This window comes from Pedococcus bigeumensis, assembly GCF_039531795.1.
Lineage (GTDB): Bacteria > Actinomycetota > Actinomycetes > Actinomycetales > Dermatophilaceae > Pedococcus > Pedococcus bigeumensis.
In genome coordinates this window covers 415,938-433,932 of the sequence record NZ_BAAAQS010000003.1, presented here as the reverse complement: position 1 = coordinate 433,932, position 17,995 = coordinate 415,938, and the positions used below count along the sequence as shown (strand labels likewise).

General features: G+C 72.2%; 18 protein-coding genes. 11 read left to right on the top strand and 7 right to left on the bottom strand.

The window, feature by feature from the left end; translation table 11 throughout:
- Positions 1-7 precede the first annotated feature (7 nt).
- Positions 8-1,141 carry an iron uptake system protein EfeO gene (gene efeO / locus ABD262_RS12670; RefSeq protein ID WP_344136543.1) on the top strand — a complete coding sequence of 378 codons (1,134 nt, stop codon included), beginning with the start codon at positions 8-10 and terminating at the stop codon, positions 1,139-1,141.
- Positions 1,138-2,430, top strand: a complete 1,293-nt coding sequence (gene efeB / locus ABD262_RS12665; protein WP_344136540.1) for an iron uptake transporter deferrochelatase/peroxidase subunit — start codon at positions 1,138-1,140, stop codon at positions 2,428-2,430. Before efeO ends, efeB begins: the two co-directional genes overlap by 4 nt.
- Here efeB and ABD262_RS12660 read toward each other — a convergent pair.
- The 3 genes from ABD262_RS12660 to ABD262_RS12650 are packed head-to-tail and all read right to left on the bottom strand — an operon-like array spanning position 2,412 to position 4,842.
- The gene (locus ABD262_RS12660) at positions 2,412-3,095 is read right to left on the bottom strand and encodes a phosphatase PAP2 family protein (protein WP_344136538.1); all 684 of its coding nucleotides are present in this window, start codon (positions 3,093-3,095) and stop codon (positions 2,412-2,414) included. The genes efeB and ABD262_RS12660 overlap by 19 nt on opposite strands.
- Positions 3,032-3,730, bottom strand: coding sequence for a phosphatase PAP2 family protein (locus ABD262_RS12655; RefSeq protein ID WP_344136535.1), 699 nt, complete (start codon positions 3,728-3,730; stop codon positions 3,032-3,034). Before ABD262_RS12655 ends, ABD262_RS12660 begins: the two co-directional genes overlap by 64 nt.
- A complete protein-coding gene (locus ABD262_RS12650; RefSeq protein ID WP_344136532.1) occupies positions 3,730-4,842 on the bottom strand; it encodes a diacylglycerol/lipid kinase family protein in 1,113 nt (370 codons plus the stop codon). Before ABD262_RS12650 ends, ABD262_RS12655 begins: the two co-directional genes overlap by 1 nt.
- A 150-nt stretch (positions 4,843-4,992) precedes the next feature.
- Between ABD262_RS12650 and ABD262_RS12645 the strand changes: the two genes are divergently transcribed.
- On the top strand, positions 4,993-5,529 hold the full coding sequence (locus ABD262_RS12645; RefSeq protein WP_344136529.1) for a DinB family protein: 537 nt from the start codon (positions 4,993-4,995) through the stop codon (positions 5,527-5,529).
- Between the two features lie 93 nt (positions 5,530-5,622).
- On the opposite strand, the gene ABD262_RS12640 is transcribed toward ABD262_RS12645, so the two are convergent.
- Positions 5,623-6,261: a LysE family translocator gene (locus ABD262_RS12640; RefSeq protein WP_344136526.1), complete on the bottom strand. Its 639-nt coding sequence runs from the start codon at positions 6,259-6,261 to the stop codon at positions 5,623-5,625.
- A 169-nt stretch (positions 6,262-6,430) separates the two neighbouring features.
- On the opposite strand from ABD262_RS12640, the gene serS reads away from it, so the two are divergent.
- The 3 genes from serS to ABD262_RS12625 all read left to right on the top strand — a co-directional run bounded on the left by serS (position 6,431) and on the right by ABD262_RS12625 (position 9,885).
- The gene (serS, locus tag ABD262_RS12635; RefSeq protein ID WP_344136523.1) at positions 6,431-7,693 is read left to right on the top strand and encodes a serine--tRNA ligase; all 1,263 of its coding nucleotides are present in this window, start codon (positions 6,431-6,433) and stop codon (positions 7,691-7,693) included.
- Positions 7,694-7,851: 158 nt separating this feature from the next.
- Positions 7,852-9,063: an alpha-hydroxy acid oxidase gene (locus ABD262_RS12630; protein ID WP_344136520.1), complete on the top strand. Its 1,212-nt coding sequence runs from the start codon at positions 7,852-7,854 to the stop codon at positions 9,061-9,063.
- 9 nt (positions 9,064-9,072) lie between these two features.
- A complete protein-coding gene (locus tag ABD262_RS12625; protein ID WP_344136516.1) occupies positions 9,073-9,885 on the top strand; it encodes an HAD family hydrolase in 813 nt (270 codons plus the stop codon).
- A 61-nt stretch (positions 9,886-9,946) separates the two neighbouring features.
- Here ABD262_RS12625 and ABD262_RS12620 read toward each other — a convergent pair whose 3' ends face one another.
- Complete coding sequence (locus ABD262_RS12620) at positions 9,947-11,179, bottom strand: FAD-dependent oxidoreductase (protein WP_344136513.1); 1,233 nt, start codon at positions 11,177-11,179, stop codon at positions 9,947-9,949.
- Between the two features lie 56 nt (positions 11,180-11,235).
- Here ABD262_RS12620 and ABD262_RS12615 point away from each other — a divergent pair, with 56 nt between their 5' ends.
- On the top strand, positions 11,236-11,700 hold the full coding sequence (locus tag ABD262_RS12615; protein WP_344136510.1) for a MarR family winged helix-turn-helix transcriptional regulator: 465 nt from the start codon (positions 11,236-11,238) through the stop codon (positions 11,698-11,700).
- Here the strand turns inward: ABD262_RS12615 and ABD262_RS12610 are convergent.
- Positions 11,692-12,300, bottom strand: a complete 609-nt coding sequence (locus ABD262_RS12610; RefSeq protein WP_344136507.1) for an LURP-one-related family protein — start codon at positions 12,298-12,300, stop codon at positions 11,692-11,694. The two genes, ABD262_RS12615 and ABD262_RS12610, sit on opposite strands and share 9 nt — an antisense overlap.
- 155 nt (positions 12,301-12,455) lie before the next feature.
- On the opposite strand from ABD262_RS12610, the gene ABD262_RS12605 reads away from it, so the two are divergent.
- The 4 genes from ABD262_RS12605 (at position 12,456) to ABD262_RS12590 (ending at position 16,345) form a co-directional block, all read left to right on the top strand.
- Positions 12,456-13,406 (top strand): DUF2332 domain-containing protein, encoded by a 951-nt coding sequence (locus tag ABD262_RS12605; RefSeq protein ID WP_344136504.1) that lies wholly within the window; start codon positions 12,456-12,458, stop codon positions 13,404-13,406.
- Positions 13,407-13,437: 31 nt separating this feature from the next.
- Positions 13,438-14,265: an RNA methyltransferase gene (locus tag ABD262_RS12600; protein WP_344136501.1), complete on the top strand. Its 828-nt coding sequence runs from the start codon at positions 13,438-13,440 to the stop codon at positions 14,263-14,265.
- Positions 14,266-14,335: 70 nt separating this feature from the next.
- Entirely contained in the window at positions 14,336-14,971 is a 636-nt protein-coding gene (locus ABD262_RS12595; protein ID WP_344136498.1) for a VOC family protein, read from the top strand.
- Between the two features lie 231 nt (positions 14,972-15,202).
- Positions 15,203-16,345 (top strand): acyltransferase family protein, encoded by a 1,143-nt coding sequence (locus ABD262_RS12590; RefSeq protein ID WP_344136496.1) that lies wholly within the window; start codon positions 15,203-15,205, stop codon positions 16,343-16,345.
- A gap of 68 nt (positions 16,346-16,413) precedes the next feature.
- On the opposite strand, the gene ABD262_RS12585 is transcribed toward ABD262_RS12590, so the two are convergent.
- Entirely contained in the window at positions 16,414-17,976 is a 1,563-nt protein-coding gene (locus ABD262_RS12585) for an HNH endonuclease signature motif containing protein (RefSeq protein WP_344136493.1), read from the bottom strand.
- Positions 17,977-17,995: the final 19 nt, after the last annotated feature.

Genomic DNA, 17,995 nt, shown 5'->3' with positions numbered 1-17,995 from the left:
GAGCACCATGCGCATCAGCCCCCTCCACGCCGGCCTCGGCCTGGCCGTCCTCCTCGCCACCGCGGCCTGCAGTGGCTCGGACCGGACGGCTCCCACGAGCGGGAAGGGTCCGATCGCGGTCGAGGCCAGCGACACGGCGTGCACGGTGGAGCGCACCGAGGCGGCCGCGGGAACGATCGAGTTCACCGTGCGCAACACCGGCTCGGAGGTCAACGAGTTCTACCTCTACGGCGAGGGTGACGAAATCGTGGGGGAGGTCGAGAACCTCACCCCGGGCCTGACCCGCACCTTCCACGTCGACGTGTCGACGCCCGGCACCTACCAGACCGCGTGCAAGCCGGGCATGAAGGGCAAGGGGATCCGCGCCCCCTTCACCGTCACCGGCGCGACGACCAGCCAGGCGCCCGACGCCGCGATGGCCGCCGCCGTGACCGACTACCAGGCCTTCGTGACGGCCCAGTCGGACGAGCTGCTGACCCGCACCACCGAGTTCGTCGACCTCGTGAAGGCCGGCCGGGTCGCCGAGGCCAAGCGCGCCTTCCCCGTGGCGCGCGGCCCGTGGGAGCGGATCGAGCCGGTGGCCGAGTCGTTCGGCGACCTCGACCCGATGATCGACGGTCGCGAGGACGTCGTGGCGGAGGGCACGGAGTTCACCGGCTTCCACCGCCTCGAGAAGGACCTGTGGGTCGACGGCCTGCAGCCCGACTCCTCGGCCATCGCCGACAAGCTGCTCGTCGACGTCAAGGCGGTCGTCGCCAGGGCCAAGGCCGTCGAGCTCAACCCGCTGCAGCTCGCCAACGGCTCGAAGGCGCTGCTCGACGAGGTCGCCACCGGCAAGATCACCGGCGAGGAGGACCGCTACAGCCACACCGACCTCTACGACTTCGACGAGAACGTCAAGGGCTCCAAGGCCGCGATCGACGCGCTCCGCCCGGTGCTCAAGGCCCGTGACGCCGCCCTCCTCACCGACATCGACGCCCGCTTCGCGGCGCTCGACGCCGAGCTCGACAAGCACCGCGCCGAGGACGGCTTCCGGCTCTACACCGCGCTGTCCAAGGCCGAGATCCGGTCCCTGACCGTGGCCCTCGACGCCCTGAGCGAGCCGATCTCGCAGGTCGCCGGAGTGGTCGCGTCCAGGTGACCGACGCCCCCTCCAGCCAGGTCTCGCGCCGCCGCCTCCTCGGGGTCGGCGCCGGGGCGGTCGTGGCCGGCGCCGTCGCCGGGGTCGGTGGGGCGTATGCCGCGACGCACGTCGCTGCCGACCCCGCCACCGAGGCCGAGACCGCGGGTGGTCCGGCGGACGACGCGGTGCCGTTCCGGGGGGAGCACCAGGCCGGCATCGTCACTCCGGCCCAGGACCGCATGCACTTCGTCGCCCTCGACGTGGTCACCGAGGACCGCGCCGCCCTCGCGGCCATGCTCAAGGCCTGGACCCGCGCGGCCGAGCGGATGGCCGCCGGCGCCGAGGCCGCCCCGGGTGGCGTGGTGGGCGGGGGTCCCTACCGCGCCCCCGAGGACACCGGCGAGGCCTACGACCTCGACGCGTCGGACCTCACCATCACCATCGGCTACGGCCCCTCCCTCTTCGACGACCGGTTCGGCCTCGCCGACCGCAGGCCGGCGGCCCTGACCGACCTACCCGGCTTCGTCGGCGACGAGCTCGACCCGGCGCGCAGCAACGGCGACCTCTGCATCCAGGCCTGCGCCAACGACCCGCAGGTCGCCGTCCATGCCGTGCGCAACCTCGTGCGGATGGGCTTCGGTGTGGTCGCGGTCCGCTGGAGCCAGCTCGGCTTCGGGCGGACGTCGTCCACGACCCGCGCCCAGGTCACGCCGCGCAACCTGTTCGGCTTCAAGGACGGCACCAACAACCTCAAGGCCGAGGACGTCGACGCCCTGTCCGAGCACGTGTGGGTCCAGCCCGAGGACGTGCCCGGGGCCAGCGCGTGGATGGCAGGCGGCTCCTACCTGGTGGCCCGCCGGATCCGGATGCACATCGAGATCTGGGACCGCACGCCACTGCAGGAGCAGCAGGACCTCATCGGCCGCGACAAGGGCGAGGGCGCGCCGCTGGGCCAGCAGGCCGAGTTCGACCCCCTCGACTTCGCCGCGAAGGGTGCCGACGGCCGGCCCGCCATCCCGGTCGACGCCCATGTGGCGCTCGCGCACGAGAGCCGGCTCAACGGCATACGGATCCTGCGCCGTGGCTACAACTTCACCGACGGCTCCGACGGCGTCGGGCACCTCGACGCCGGGCTGTTCTTCATCGGGTTCATGCGCGACGCCCGCCGGCAGTTCGTGCCGATGCAGCGGTCACTGGCCGCCAGGGACGGCCTCAACGAGTACATCGAGCACACCGGCTCGGCGGTCTTCGCCTGCCCGCCGGGACTGGGCCCCGACGAATACTGGGGTCAGGCCCTCTTCAGCTGAGGTGCCTCGGCGCGGGCCCGGTGCCGATACCACTGGTAGGCGAGCACGGCGCAGACCACGCCGTTGACCATCCCGGCCAGCACGTCGGAGATGTGGTGGGCACCGCGGTAGAGCCGCGCGATCCCGACGAGGAACGGGATCACGGCACACGCGGTCATCAGCAGGCGCCGCAGCCACGGTCGCTCGATGCGGGCCGCGGCCATCAGGAGCAGCGAGAAGTAGAGCGCCGTCGAGGCCCCCGTGTGACCGCTGGGGTAGCTCGACGTCGGCGGGGAGGCGTCCATCGGGATCGCGGGCGGTCGCTGCCGACCGACGACCAGGGTCAGGAAGAGGAAGATCGTCGCCTGCAGCGAGATCGCGATGAGCGGCACCACCGACCAGCGCCACTCGCGGGTGCGCCACCAGATGATGGCCACCGCGATGAGGCAGACCCCGATCACCACCTCGGTGTTGCCGAACCGCGAGCAGACCCAGCTGATCGGGTCCCAGAAGTCGGTGCGGTTGCGGTTGAACGCGTCGGTGACCTTGTCCTCGGCGTCGTCCACCGCGTCGAGGGGGCCGTTGAGGAGCAGGCCGACCCCGGCCAGGACCGCGAAGAGGACTACGCCGGGTGCGACGGCCCGGACGAGGAGGTCGCTGACGTCTTGCCGATGAATCCGAGCCATGAGGAGAACGTAATGCCCACACCGAGCACATAGCCCGCCAACACGTCGGACGGGAAGTGCACACCGAGAAAGATCCGGTCCAGGCCCACGACCAGCGCAAAGACCACGGCGAGCACGACCGCCACGCGGTGGCCGACCGACGAGAGCAGCGGCCAGAGCAGGAAGACGACGACGGTGGAGACGACCGCGGCGTTGAACGCGTGGCCCGAGGGGAACGAGTAGCCGGGCGAGTGCGAGATCGGGTCGTCGACGACCGGACGGGCGCGGCCGACCAGCGTCTTGGCCAGGAGGCCGATGTTCCAGCCCACCATCATCGTCACGAAGGCCCACAGGGCGCGGTTGCGCAGCCCCTTGCCCAGCCAGGCCCACAGGCACAGCGCGCTGGCCAGGATGTAGAGCAAGAAGGGTCGGCTGATGGCCTCGAGCGAGAGGAGGCTGTCGGCCAGGCCGTGCCGGCGGGTGAAGCCCGTCGCGCTGCGGATCACGGCGTTGTCGAGCCGGATCAGCGGGTCGAACTTCTGCCGCACCGCGAACCCGAGGAGCAGCACCGGCACCACGAACAGCACCATCGCGACGGCGCCCCGGGCCAGCCGCCCGGCGCGGGCCACCTGGGGTGAGGCCGTGCTGGTGGCCATCACTCGACCGACCCCACCCGCACCACGAGGGCTCCGGGGACCACCTCGGCGGAGATGGCGCGGGCCTTGCCGAGGGTGTCGCCGTCGATCTGGACCTCCTGCGGACGGTCGGCGCGGATCTTCATCGAGGGGCTGGTGTAGTGGTCGACGATCTGGTGCCCCTTGCGCTTCTTGGTGGCCAGCCGAGCCGCGACGGCGGCCCAGCCGGCGACGCCCTTCGGGGACAGGATGACCATGTCGAGCTGGCCGTCGTCGACCTCGGCCTCCGGCATGAGGACGAGCCCGCCGAGCAGCTTGCCGCAGTTGCCGATGACCACGGTCCGCGCACGACGGCTGAACTCCTCCTGGTCCTCGACCTTGACCCGCACCTTGAACTGCGGGCCGCGCAGGTTGCGGGTGCCGGAGACGACGTAGGCCGCCGGGCCCACCTTCGCCTTCAGCTTCTCCGGGGCGTCGGCCATGATCGCCGCGTCGAAGCCGAGGCCGGCCATGACGAGGAAGACGTGGGTGGCCGGCGACTGGTCCTCACCGGAGGTGTCCATCGTGAGCCGGCCGACGTCGACCCGCTTGTTCTGGCCGGTCAGGGCCACTCGCAGCGCGTCGTCGAGGTCGTCGACCGGCAGGTCGAGGTTGCGGGCCAGCAGGTTGCCGGTGCCGCCGGGCAGCAGCCCCATCGGCACCTCGCTGCCGACCAGCGCCTCGGCGACCGCGCGCACGGTGCCGTCGCCGCCGAGCGGGCAGACCAGGTCGACCCCTTCGTCGAGGGCCTCCTTGGCCTGTCCCGTGCCGGGGTCGCGCTCGGTGGTGAGGATGAACAGGGGCTCGGCCCACCCGTGACGGGTGGACTGCTCGGTGATCTGGCGGCGCACCGCGTCGACGTCGTCGAACTTGGTGGGGTTGACGATGATCGCGGCGCGACGGGTGGGGGATTCGGACACGGTGCCCTCCGGGCGGAAGTCGTTGCGGTGGGGGCGGCGCCCCCACCGGCGGCCACGGTGGGCACCGCCGACTGTGCGCACCCGCATCCCGGCCCACCCGGCGATGCCGAGGGCGAGGATGACGACGAGCACGATCGCCACGAGGACGACCCAGCCGGAATGTTCGCGAAGCACGGGCCGACGCTACCCCACGGTGGGGCCTGCATCAGCACAGGTCAGAGCGCCTCCCGGCGCCTCGGCTCGCGGGCGATTGGCCGGAAGTCGTGGGTGGTTGGCGTTGTCACGCCTCGGCAGCCCGCCGCCCCGCGCCCTACCGTGGTCGCCATGCCCGACCAGCCCGCCGACGCGATCGTCTCCGACACCAAGGACTGGACCTGGACCCTCCAGCGCCCGTGCCCCGACTGCGGGTTCGACGCCCGCGCGGTCGCGGCGCAGGACGTCGCGCCGACCACCCTCGCGGCCACGTCGCCGTGGGCGGCGGTGCTGGCCCGCCCGGAGGCCACCCGGCGACCGGCCCCCGACGTGTGGTCACCCCTCGAGTACGCCTGCCACGTGCGCGACGTCTGCCGGGTCTTCGACGGACGGGTCCGGCTGATGCTCGACGAGGACGCCCCGCGGTTCGCCAACTGGGACCAGGACGAGACCGCGCTGGCGGACCGCTACGGCGAGCAGGACCCGGTCGTGGTGGGTCGCGAGCTGCAGGAGGCCGCCGCCACCGTGTCAGCCGGGTTCGCGGCGGTGCGCGACGACCAGTGGGGACGCACCGGACTGCGCAGCGACGGCTCGGAGTTCACCGTGCTGACGCTGGGGCAGTACTTCCTGCACGACCTCGCCCACCACCTGGTGGACGTCCGCGCCTGAGCCGCGCACGGCGCGGCCTGACCCTGTTCACGGCATACCCGGGGCTCGCGCATCCCAGGGCACGTGGCACACCCCTCCCGGCGTCGCCGAGCGTCAGGCCTTCTGGGGATGACCCGTCAGGGCCGCCGCCCCGCCCATGACGAGGAAGATGCTCCCCGAGACGTACTTCTGCCGCTCGACCGCGCGGGGGTGCCGAGCCAGCCACTGCCCGATCGAGCCCGCGCTGAGTGCGTAGATGCTGTCGAACACCGCGCCGATGGCGACGAAGATCGCGCCCAGCACCAGCACCTGCGACCAGATCGGGCCCGACTCCCGGTGCAGGAACTGCGGGAAGAAGGCGACGAAGAACACCGCCGTCTTGGGGTTGGAGATACCCACCAGGAAGGCGTCACCGAACGCGCGACGGGAGTGCGTGACCGGCGCGCGGTCGAGGGCGAAGTGGCCCTTGCTCCGGAACTCCCGGATCGCCAGGTGGACGAGGTAGGCCGCGCCGGCGTACTTCACGACGGAGAAGGCCAGCACCGAGGAGCTGACCACCGCGGACAGGCCGAACGCCGTCGCGACCACCATCACCGCGGTCGCGGTCTCGATGCCGGCCATCGACGCGACGGCCAACCGGCGGCTGCCCTGGCCGATGCCACGCGAGATCAGGAACAGCATGGCCGGACCGGGCAGCAGGATCAGGGCGGTCGCGGCGAGGGCGAACGACGCGAGGGTGGGCGTGGACGGCATACCGCAAGGATCGCGCCCGGCAACCTGCCCGGGCAACGTGTTTCAGAGGTTGGTCAGAGGGTTGGTCAGAGGGATGGTCAGAGGGTTGGTCCGAGGGATGTCCGAGGGATGGTCGGACCGCGAGATGGACCTCCGCTGGGCCCTCGTGCCTGCTCGATAGGCTGACCCGGTGATCGACATCAAGCTCCTGCGTGAGGACCCCGAGCGCGTCCGCGCCAGCCAGCGCGCCCGTGGTGAGGACGAGGGGATCGTCGACGCGATCCTCGCCGCCGAGCAGACGCACCGCTCCTGCCTCACCGAGTTCGAGCAGCTGCGCGCCCAGCAGAAGTCGATGGGCAAGCAGGTCGCCCAGGCCCAGGGTGACGAGAAGCAGGCCCTCCTCGCCCAGACCAAGGACCTGTCCGCGCGGGTCAAGCAGCTGCAGGCCGACGCCGACGCCGCCCAGGCCGAGCTCGGCGGGCTGCTCCGCCAGATCGGCAACATCGTCGAGGAGGGTGTGCCGACCGGCGGTGAGGACGACTACACCGTCCTGGAGACGGTCGGCTCGATCCCGGAGTTCGACTTCGAGCCCCGCGACCACCTCGCGCTGGGGGAGTCGCTCGCGGCCATCGACATGGAGCGGGGCGCCAAGGTCGGCGGCTCGCGGTTCTACTTCCTCACCGGGGTCGGTGCCCGACTCGAGCTCGCGCTGCTCAACATGGGCATCGCGCAGGCCGTCGAGCACGGGTTCACGCCGATGATCACGCCCACGCTGGTCAAGACCGACGTGATGGCGGGGGCCGGCTTCATCGACAAGCACGCCGACGAGGTCTACCGCCTCGAGGCCGACGACCTGTTTCTCACCGGCACCTCCGAGGTCGCGCTCGCCGGCTACCACGCCGACGAGATCCTCGACCTCTCCGCCGGACCGAAGCGGTATGCCGGGTGGTCGGCCTGCTACCGCCGCGAGGCCGGGTCGCACGGCAAGGACACCCGCGGCATCATCCGCGTCCACCAGTTCCACAAGGTCGAGATGTTCACCTACTGCCGGGTCGAGGACGCGGCTGCCGAGCACCAGCGGCTGCTGGGCTGGGAGAAGGAGATGCTCGCCAAGATCGAGGTGCCCTACCGCGTCATCGACACGGCGGCCGGTGACCTCGGTGGTCCCGCGGCGCGCAAGTTCGACTGCGAGGCGTGGGTCCCGACGCAGGGTCGCTACCGCGAGCTGACCTCCACCTCGAACTGCACCACCTATCAGGCCCGTCGGCTCAACACCCGCGAGCGCGACCCGAACGGCCAGGGCACCAGGGCCGTCGCCACGCTCAACGGCACGCTCGCGACGACCCGGTGGATGGTGGCCATCCTCGAGAACCACCAGCAGGCCGACGGCTCGGTCGTCGTGCCGCGGGCCCTGCAGCCCTTCCTCGGGCTGGAAGTCCTCAAGCCGGTCTGACCGCCCCGCACCCCCACCCCGCCCCCACCCCCGCCCGGACCTCCCGCCCCCGCCCCGCCCCCACCCCCGCAAAACGGTGGTTGCTCGACGAAACGGCGGCCACAGAGCCCGTTTCATCGAGCAACCACCGTTTTGCGGGGGGCGGTAGCGTCGGCGAGGTGAGCGATCGACAGCTGCCCAAGTGGTCCGAGCTCAAACCCCTGCTCCGGCCCAAGCCGGTCGAGCTGAACGCGAAGAAGCGACGGCTGGCCGCCGCCCTGACGATCGCGGACCTGCGCGAGGTCGCCCGGCGACGCACGCCTCGCTCGGTCTTCGACTACACCGACGGGGCCGCCGAGTCCGAGCTCAGCCTCGCGAGGGCCCGGGCGACCTTCCGCGACCTGACCTTCCAGCCGTCGGTGCTGCAGGACGTCGGCGACATCGACACCACTACGACGGTGCTCGGGAGACCGGCGGCGCAGCCCTTCGGGTTCGGCCCGACCGGCTTCACGCGAATGATGCAGCACGAGGGCGAGCGAGCCGTGGTCCGCGTCGCGGAGCGGGTCGGCATCCCCTACGGCCTCTCGACCCTGGGCACCACCGACGTCGAGGGCGTGGCCGAGGCGTCGCCCGGCGCCCGCAAGTGGTTCCAGCTCTATGTCTGGCGCGACCACGCACCGGCTGAGGACCTGATGGCCAGGGCGAAGGCGGCCGGCTTCGAGGCGCTCATCCTCACCGTCGACGTGCCCGTCGCCGGGGTGCGGCTGCGCGACGTGCGCAACGGCTTCAACATCCCGCCTGCGCTCTCGGCGAAGACCGTGCTCGACGGCGCGATGCACCCGAGCTGGTGGGTCAACTTCCTCACCACCGAGCCGCTGCGGTTCGCCAGCCTGGACCGCTGGGACGGCACGGTGGCCGAGATGATGAACGCGCTGTTCGACCCCACCATGACGCTCAAGGACCTCGACTGGGTGCGCTCGACCTGGGAGGGCCCCCTCATCGTCAAGGGCATCCAGACCGTCGACGACGCGCGCCGGATGTTCGACGCCGGAGCCGACGCGATCGTGCTCTCCAACCACGGCGGACGGCAGCTCGACAAGGCACCGGTGCCCGTGCGCCTGGTCCCCGACGTGCGCGACGCCCTGGGCGACGGGCCGGAGGTGATGGTCGACACCGGGGTGATGTCGGGGTCGGACGTCGTCGCGGCGATGGCCCTGGGCGCCAGCTCGGTGCTCGTCGGTCGCGCCTACCTCTACGGCCTGATGGCCGGTGGCGAGGCCGGCGTCGAGCGGGCCGCCCAGATCCTCAGCACCGAGGTGCGCCGCACGATGGCCCTGCTCGGAGCGCGCCGCATCGCCGACCTGGGTCCGCAGCACGTCCGCCTTCCGTAGGCTCGCCGCATGACCGTACCCCCGCAGGCGGGCCCGCCCCACCTCGTCGCCCTCGACGTCGACGGCACGACGATCAACCACGCCGGCGAGCTGTCACCCGGGGTCCGCGGCGCCGTCCACGACGTGCTCGCCGCCGGCCACCACGTGATCATCGCGACCGGCCGGTCGATCGTGGCGACGACCACGATCATGGCCGAGCTGGGCATCGAGAGCGGGTATGCCGTGTGCTCCAACGGGGCGGTGACCATCGAGCTGGACACCAGGGAGGACAACGGGTTCCGGATCATCGACGCCATCACCTTCGACCCCGCTCCCGCCCTCAACCTGCTCCGCCACGAGTGGCCGGACGCGGTCGTCGCGGTGGAGGAGCTCGGTGTGGGGTTCAAGCTCAGCGCGCCGTTCCCCGACGGCGAGCTCCAGGGCGAGCTGCGGGTCGTGCCGTGGGACGAGCTCGTCGCCGACCCGGTGACCCGTGTGACGTTCCGGGCGCCGAACGGCACGGCCGAGGACTTCCTCGCCCTCACCGAGCGGATCGGCCTGCACGGCGTGAACTACGCCGTGGGCTTCTCGGCCTGGCTCGACCTCAACCCCGAGGGCGTCTCGAAGGGCTCGGCGCTGGAGCTCCTGCGCCGCCGGCTCGAGGTCGAACCGCAGTACACCGTCGCGGTCGGCGACCAGCGCAACGACGTCGAGATGCTGCACTGGGCGGCCCGGGGCGTGGCGATGGGCAACGCCCCCGACTCGGTCAAGGAGATCGCCGACGAGGTGACCCTCACGGTCGACGAGGACGGCCTGGTGCCGGTGCTGCGCTCGCTGCTCTGAGCGGTGGGGACCTGACGGTTCCGCCCTGAACGGTGAGGCCCTACGGTCAGGCCCTGAACGGTCAGGCCCTGACCGGGCCCGCCTCGCGCGCGCCGGCGCTGACCGCCCTGCCTTCCGGGGTCTGGCTGACCCGGTAGCCGGTGACCCAGTCCTGGGCCCGGTCGGTCACCAGCAGTCGGAAGACCACGCGCATCACCGCCTCCTGTGGGACCCGACCGATCCGGCCCGGCAGCTTCGAGCTGCTCGAGCGCGCACCGACGGCGACCACCTTCTCCACCCGCTGCCGCCGCGCCGTGACGAAGGACTCGAAGGCTGCAGGCACGCCCCGGGCCGTGGCGAGGCACCCGGCCAGCACGACGGCGTCCTCCAGCGCGAGCGACACCCCTTGTCCAGAGCTCGGCGACGGCGCGTGCGCGGCGTCGCCGACCAGCACGACCCGGCCCCGGTGCCAGGTCGCCACGTGGCCGAGGTCGTGGGTGTTGTCACCAGCCAGTTCCAGCTCTCCCGACTCGATGAGGGCCCGAGCCGGTCCCGCGTCGGCCGCCACGAGGTCGGCCAGCCGCGCCCGCCACTGGTCCGGGGAGGTGGCGGAGCGCTGGGAGCGGCTGATCTCCGGCTCCGGCACGTTGACGAACCACACGACGTCGTCGGCAGGGGTGCGGTGCAGCCCGACGAACGCGCGGCGCCCGAAGGTGAACTGCCAGCCGCCCGTGGGCAGGGCCTGCGCGAGCGGGGTGTCGCGGGTGATGCCGCCGAAGTTGGTCAGCCCGACGTAGCGGGCGGCCGGCGCCGACGGGTCGACCGCGCTCCTGACCGAGGAGTGCACGCCGGACGCGCCCACCAGCAGGTCGCCCTCGATGGCGCGCCCGTCCTCGAGGACGGCGACCGCCCGCTCTCCTCCGGTGCGCACGGAGGTGACCTTGGCGGCATACCTGACCTCTATGCCGCGGCGGGCGGCCTCGCCCATCAGCGCGCCGGTGAGGTGGGGCCGCTTCATCGTGAGTGCTGGCGTGCCGTCGGCCAAGGGGGTGCCGAGGGTGATCGAGCCGAGCTGTCGTCCGGTGGCCCCCAGCATGATGTTGCGACGCGAGGGGAACCCGAGGTCGCGCACGAGGTCGAGGCAGCCGATGGCGGCCAGGGCGTCGAGGCCGTTGGGCGCGATCGTGAGGTAGGACCCTGCCTGCGTGGCGGCCCGGTCCCGGGCCTCGAGGACGACGGCCTCGATGCCCACCTGCTGGAGGGCCATGGCGGTGGCGGGTCCGGCCACTCCGCCTCCGACGACGACAGCCTTCACGGTGCTAGCCTTTCTTACGACAATCGGATAGTTCGATAATCGAAAGGATTGCACGCGTGACACGGACCCGTCAAGCGGCCATCGAGCAGGCCGGGAGGGCGATGCAGCGCTACCAGCGCAGCGTCCAGTCGTTCGACGACGCGGTCGGCCGCGCGCTCGGGCTCGGCCCGGCCGACCTGCGCTGCCTCGACATCCTCAGCGAGGGCCCGCGGACGGCCGGCGAGCTGAGCGCCGCCACGGGGCTACGGCCGGCAGCCACCACCGCACTGATCGACCGGCTCGTCGTCAAGGGGTTCGTGGTGCGACAGCCGAGCGAGACCGACCGGCGACAGGTGCTGGTGGCCATGACGGAGGAAGGCGCCCGTCGCACGTGGGAGGCCTACGGCCCCATGGTCACCGAGGGACAGCAGGCCTTCGCGTCGTTCACGGTCGCTGAGCTGGAGCGGATGCGCGAGCTCCTCGACGGCGCCACCGAGCTGACCGAGCGGCACCGCGCGAGGGTCGAGCGCGGCTCAGCGTGACTGGAGCGCGTCCAGCGCCACCGCCATGCCCAGACCGACCCGCCAGTCGAGCTGCCACCCGTTGCTGGCCTGTGGCATGTGGATGTCGTAGCGGTCGCGCAGGCTCCGCTTGCGCTCCGACGACAGCACGACACTGCCGTCACCGGTGGTGAAGTCGAAGTGGAAGAGGAACGGCAGGGGGATGTCACCGACGACCGGGATGAAGTCCCAGACCCGGCGCAGGATCGCGATGTTCTGGTTGCGCTCGGTGCCGAACGCCTCGAGCCCGTCCGGGGTGCCCAGGTGCCACGACGAGCGCAGCAGCGACTTACCGAAGTCCTTGCGGAACCAGCCGATCGGCGCACCGCTGGCGTCGAAGACGTCGTAGGTCGCCCCGAGGTCCATCCGCGTGCGGGCCTTGAACGAGAAGACCGGCTGGGTGCGCGCCTCGTCGGCGTAGAACGTGACCTGCTCCTTGAAGGCCATCCGCTTCTGCTGCGCGACGGCGATCACCGGCCCCTCGGCACCGGTGGCGTCGACCGACCGGATCTCGTAGCGGTTGACCATCATCGTGATCTTCTGGCGCAGGGAGTAGTGCTCGGTGACAGCGGGTTGGCTCATGGCGGACAGTGTGCCGCACTCCCTGACCGCACCCGGTGGACTGGTGCCGCAGTGGACAGGTGCCGCGGCGGACAGGTGCCGCGGTGGACTGGTGCCGCGGTGGTTCGGTGCCGGGGTGGTCCGGTGTCGCGGTCCTTTCTGTCACAGTGGCGGACGTGGCCGTTCGCGACGAGTACCTCGCCTTCGCCCGCGGGCAGGCTGCCGGCGTCTCACCCACCTACGAGGCGCTGGCCGGAGCGGTGGCCGCCCACGACCAGCTGGAAGGGCTCCTCGCCGACCTGCCCACCGGCAAGCAGCAGCCGAACCTGCTCTTCGGCGTCGCCCGTCACCTCGACGGCCCCGTCACCGACCCTGCGGCCTTCGTCGCATGGGCCCTCGACCAGTGGCCGGTGGTCCGGGCCGAGCTGCTGGTCCGCTCCACCCAGACCAACGAGGCCGGCCGGTGCGCCACCCTCCTGCCCGTCCTCTCCGGTCTGCCCGGCCCGCTGGCGCTGCTGGAGGTCGGCGCCTCCGCGGGCCTGTGCCTCTACCCCGACCGGTACCGCTACGACTACGGACAGGGCACCGTCGGGGACGGCGACGGGCCGGTGCTGGGGTGCGCCTGGGACCGCGACGACCCGCCGCCCACCCGACGGCCGGAGGTGGTGTGGCGGGCCGGGCTCGACCTGCACCCCCTCGACGTGACCGACCCGGACGACCTGCACTGGCTCGAGTGCCTGGTCTGGCCGGAGCAGGAGCAGCGCCACGAACGCCTGCGGCAGGCGGCCGCCGTGGTCGCCGCGGACCCGCCGCTGCTCGTGGCGGGTGACCTCGTCGACGACCTCGCCGCGCTGGCCGCGCAGGCGCCGGTGGGGGCGACCCTCGTCGTCCTCCACACCGCGGTGCTGGGCTACGTCGACCCCGTTCGACGCCGACAGTTCGCCGACCTCGTGCGCACGCTGCCGGGGCACTGGGTGGCCAACGAGCACCCGAGCCTGCTCGAGGGTGTGGTGCCGGGTGCCCCCGACGCGACCCGGCCACCCCGCGAAGGTCCGGAGGCGTTCCTCACCGCACTGGACGGCATACCGGTCGGCTGGTCCGGACCCCACGGGCAGTTCTGTGCCTGAGCCGCTCGGGGACTGACAGACTGGCCACGCCATGGCTGACCTGATCATCACCTCGCCGTCGAACCCGCGCCTCAAGGCGCTCACCGCGCTGCGCCGCAGGCGCACCCGGGAGGAGACCGGCCGCACGCTGATCGAGGGCTTCGAGGAGCTCACCCTCGCGCTCGGCGCCGGGGTGCTCCCGGAGGCGCTCTACTACTGCCCCGAGCTGATGCTCGACCCCGCCAGCCAGGAGGGGGTCGTCGACGACGTGCGTCGCGAGGGGGTCGAGACGGTGCAGGTCTCGCGCACCGCCTTCGAACGGGCCGCCTACCGCGAGGGGCCGGACGGCTTCATCGCCGTGGTGCCGTCAGTGCTGCGGTCGTGCAGCGAGCTGACCGTGGGGCCGCGCGCCCTGACCGTCCTCTGCCAGGGTGTCGAGAAGCCGGGCAACCTCGGCGCCATGCTGCGCACCGCCGATGCCGCCGGTGCCGAGGCAGTGGTCGCGGCCGACCCCGTGACCGACTGGGGGAACCCGAACCTGGTCCGCGCCTCCAAGGGCACGGTCTTCAGCGTGCCGGTCGCGAGCGACTCGACGGCCGAGACCCTCGCCTGGCTGGACGCGCACGGCATCGCGCTCGTCGCGACCACCCCGGACACCGACCTGCTGCACACCGACGTCGACTACACCGGCCCGGTCGCCATCGCGGTGGGGGCCGAGAAGTACGGCCTCACGGACGAGGTGCTGGCGCACGCGGCCTACAGGGTGCGGATCCCGATGGTGGGCAAGGCGAACTCGCTCAACGTCGCGACCTCGGCCGCCATCGTCATCTACGAGGCGGTGCGCCAGCGCGGTGCCGCAGCCCCGGCTGCGCGGTCCTGATCTCCCACTGAGGCCCCACCGACCACACCCGTGTCAGGGGCACTCCCTGACGTATGTCACGATGTCGGGTATGCGAGTTGACCACGTTTCGTATGCGGCAGAGCACGACGGACTGCAGGCGACCGCGGAGCGCCTCGCCAAGCTGATCGGGGTCGACCCGGTCGATGGGGGGATCCACCCGCGCTTCGGCACGCGCAACGTGATCCTGCCGCTGGCCCACGAGCGCTACGTCGAGGTCGTCGAGGTGCTCGACCACCCGGCGTCCGACAAGGCGCCGTTCGGCCAGGCCGTCCGGGCCCGGTCCGAGGCTGGCGGCGGCTGGCTCGGCTGGTGCATCGCGGTCGACGACCTGGCGCCGCTCGAGGCCCGCATCGGCCGCGAGGCAGTGCCCGGCAACCGGTACCGTCCCGACGGCGTCGAGCTGCGTTGGCGCCAGCTCGGCATCAAGGGCCTGATGTCCGACCCGCAGCTCCCCTACTTCGTGGAGTGGGAGGACGTCTCGCTGCACCCGTCGTCCGCGGCCCACACGACCGTCACCATCGACAGCCTGCAGATCGCCGGCGACCCCGACCGGGTGCGCGACTGGCTGGGCCTGCCGCCCGACGAGACGTCCTCGGTCATCGACTTCACCTTCGTCGCCCCCCGCGGCACCCCCGGGCTGCTCGCGGTCACCTTCGACACCCCGGACGGCAAGGTCACCATCTGACCTGCTCGTCCCCGACACACGCCCCGCCCGACCCCCAGGTCGCCGCGGGGCGTCGTCGTCTCGCCACGTGCGCCCGGCGCGAAGGGTCCAGAGCCTGAGCGCGGCGTCACCAGCGCGGCGTCACCAGAGCGGCGTCACCAGAGCGGCGTCACCAGCGCGGTGACCTTCGCCCCTGCTGTGGTCGCTCCCACCGTGGTGCGCTGGTGGGAGGACGCAGGAGGGAGGAATGCCATGACGATCTCTCGCCGGGCGCACCCTTTCGTCCCGGCAACCCGGCCCCGTTCCGCCCATGCCGACAACCTGAAGGTCTGCCTCGTGATCGGCGTCATCGTGGCCCACGTGACGATGGCGTGGACCGGCATGGGCACGTGGGTCTTCGACGAGCCGCCCGTCCGCGAGCCGTTGCTCACCATCGCGACGTTGGTGGCGGTGATCGGCTCGTTCTTCGGGCTCGGGCTGTTCTTCCTCGTGGCGGGGATGTTCACGCCGAGGTCCCTGGCCCGCAAGGGGCTGGGCCGGTTCCTCACCGACCGGGCCGTGCGGCTGGGGATCCCCATGGTGTTCTTCTCGGTCGTGCTGAGCCCGCTCGTCGAGTACGTGGACCCGGACAACGCCGGCTGGGACCAGGGGTTCTGGGCGTTCGCGGTGCACACCTGGTGGCCCCCGGTGCCCGGACCCACGTGGTTCCTCGGCGTGCTCCTGCTGTTCTCCGCGGTCTACGCGGTCACCCGGACGCTCTGGCCAGCTCGCCCACCCGGTCTGACTGCGCTGCGCCCCCGACACCTGGTGACCGCCGGCGCGGTCATCGCCCTCACCTCGTACGCCCTGCGGTTCGTCGTTCCCCTCGGCGAGGAGCGCTGGCACCTGGCCCTCGGGCAGGCGCCCACCTGGGTCGTGGGGTTCACCCTCGGTGCCCTGGCCGGCGAACGCGGGTGGTTCGACCCGATCGGGGCCACCATGGCGCGTCGGGCCCGCCACCTCGCATGGGTCACGCTCGCCGGGTGTGTCGTCGTCCTGGGGCTCGCCAGTGCGCTGGGGGCGGACATCGACGCCTTCGGCGGTGGCGGCACCTGGCAGTCGCTCGTGACCGCGGTGCTCGAAGGAGCGCTCGTCGTGACGATGTCACCCTGGCTGCTCGACCTCTTCCGTCGCCGCTTCGACCACCAGGGTGCGCTGGCGCGCGAGCTGAGCCGGGCAGCCTTCGCCGCGTTCGTCGTCCACCAGGTCGTCCTGGTGTGGCTCGTCCTCGCGAGTCGACAGGTGCCGTGGCCGCCGGAGCTCGAGTACCTGTCGGTCGGCGTGCTCGGAGTGGCCGTCTCCTTCGCGATCGGCTCCCTCCTGGTGCGGCTGCCGGGTGTCTCCCGCGTCGTCTGACGGGCGCACGGTCAGGGACGCGCTGGCTGCGGCGCCCTTCGCCCCACCGAGCCAGCCGCCTTGCCGAGCTAGCCGCGCCGGGGCCCGAGGCTGCTGAGGACGAGCTCGTCGTCGGCGTCCCGTGCGGGCCAGGGCGGGTCGTCCCCCGAGGGTCCTTCGCCGTGACGGCCGAGCGACGTGACAAGGGTGAGGGTCCGCTGTGCGGCCTCGTCGTGGAGGATCTCGATGTCGTGCCACCGGGCGCGTTCACCGGTCGGAGGTTGGTATGCCGGGGCGTGGGGTGGTGGGGGCGGGTCGCCGCCGGGTGGTGCGACGAGCTCAGCGGGGCAGGGCGGTCGGACGGGGAGGCCGTGGCGGGTGGTGACGACCAGGCCGTCGGGGCGGGTGGGGTCACCGCTCATGCGGTAGTCGCCGCGGCCGATGGCGTCGTGGTGGAAGGGGCAGAGGCTGACCTGGTTGTCGTCGTCGGTCGCGCCGCCGTCGGCCCAGCCGTGCAGGTGGTGGATCTCGACGAACCGGGTGGCGGTGCAGCCGGGGAACCGGCAGCCGCGGTCGCGGTCCTCGATCAGCCGACGCGACCGGGGAGGCAGGATCCGCATGGCCCGCCCCACGCTGACCGGGCGCCCCTCGGTCTCCCAGACCGGCTGGAGCACGCCGTCGGAGACGAACCGGTCGAGCAGCCGCTGGGGAATGGCCCCGCCGCCGTTGACCCACGCGCCGTCGGTGGAGAGGTGCAGGTAGACCCGGTAGTGGCTGGCCCGACCGGTCGACGCGACCGAGGAGAGCGACCGCCGGGCGAGCTCCTCGAGCGCGTCGGCGTAGCTGGGGCGGTCGGTCGCCGCGAGGCCGCGCACCCGGGACACTGCGGACTGGTGCGGGCTCGCGCCATCCACCGCCTGGCCGACGGGCCCGTCCTCCCGCTGGGGTGCGGGACCGTCCTCGGGTGCGTTGGACGCGGCGAGGAACAGGGCGTCCTTGGCTTCCTTGATCGCCTGCTCGACCAGCGCCCCGACCGGTGCCGGCGCGCTGAAACGCAGCTGGAACCGTCCGTCCACGTCGTAGTGCATCGCCAGGTCGGGGCGGGCGCACGCCCTGCGCTCCGACTCGTCCTGCCCAGGCAGTCCAGCGGCGGGCGCCGTGTCGGTGGGAGACGGGTCGGTGGGAGCGGTGTCGGCGGCTGCGCGCTCGGCTGACTGGGCGTCCGTCGGCGGAGCCTCGGCGAAGGCGTGCCGGCTCAGCGCGCGACGCAGCTGCGGCACCGTGGCGTGCTGGGCGAACTCGGCCGCTGACTGCTGGTGGCTGGCCGGGGCGTGGTGGGCGACCACCGCGGTCTGGTCGAGGGACAGCAGCCCGTCCCGCAGGGCCTCGGAAGCAGCGGTCAGCTCGTGGCGCCGTTTGGCGATCGCGACCACGTCTCGAGCGTGCGCCGGCGACAGACCGGCACGGACGACGAAGTAGTGCTCCGGGGAGCGGAACCCTCCATCACCCCAGTGCTGGCCCTCGATGAGCTCGACGGCCAGGTCGACGAGCTCGCCCTGAGCCCGGTTGAGCCGCCCCGCGACCTCGGCCGTGCGCGCCCACAGCGCGCGCTGCTCCTCGTCGCGCTGCACGGCTGCCGGGCTGACTGACATAGGCCAATCGTACACCTGT

What these genes read in the sequence shown, in the direction of transcription:
- ABD262_RS12610 (WP_344136507.1), bottom strand. Translation starts at nt 12,300, where the DNA reads ATGAGCCAACCCGCTGTCACCGAGCACTACTCCCTGCGCCAGAAGATC.
- ABD262_RS12655 (WP_344136535.1), bottom strand. Translation starts at nt 3,730, where the DNA reads ATGGCCACCAGCACGGCCTCACCCCAGGTGGCCCGCGCCGGGCGGCTG.
- ABD262_RS12595 (WP_344136498.1), top strand. Translation starts at nt 14,336, where the DNA reads ATGCGAGTTGACCACGTTTCGTATGCGGCAGAGCACGACGGACTGCAG.
- ABD262_RS12645 (WP_344136529.1), top strand. Translation starts at nt 4,993, where the DNA reads ATGCCCGACCAGCCCGCCGACGCGATCGTCTCCGACACCAAGGACTGG.
- ABD262_RS12640 (WP_344136526.1), bottom strand. Translation starts at nt 6,261, where the DNA reads ATGCCGTCCACGCCCACCCTCGCGTCGTTCGCCCTCGCCGCGACCGCC.
- ABD262_RS12600 (WP_344136501.1), top strand. Translation starts at nt 13,438, where the DNA reads ATGGCTGACCTGATCATCACCTCGCCGTCGAACCCGCGCCTCAAGGCG.
- efeO (WP_344136543.1), top strand. Translation starts at nt 8, where the DNA reads ATGCGCATCAGCCCCCTCCACGCCGGCCTCGGCCTGGCCGTCCTCCTC.
- ABD262_RS12625 (WP_344136516.1), top strand. Translation starts at nt 9,073, where the DNA reads ATGACCGTACCCCCGCAGGCGGGCCCGCCCCACCTCGTCGCCCTCGAC.
- ABD262_RS12660 (WP_344136538.1), bottom strand. Translation starts at nt 3,095, where the DNA reads ATGGCTCGGATTCATCGGCAAGACGTCAGCGACCTCCTCGTCCGGGCC.
- ABD262_RS12590 (WP_344136496.1), top strand. Translation starts at nt 15,203, where the DNA reads ATGACGATCTCTCGCCGGGCGCACCCTTTCGTCCCGGCAACCCGGCCC.
- ABD262_RS12585 (WP_344136493.1), bottom strand. Translation starts at nt 17,976, where the DNA reads ATGTCAGTCAGCCCGGCAGCCGTGCAGCGCGACGAGGAGCAGCGCGCG.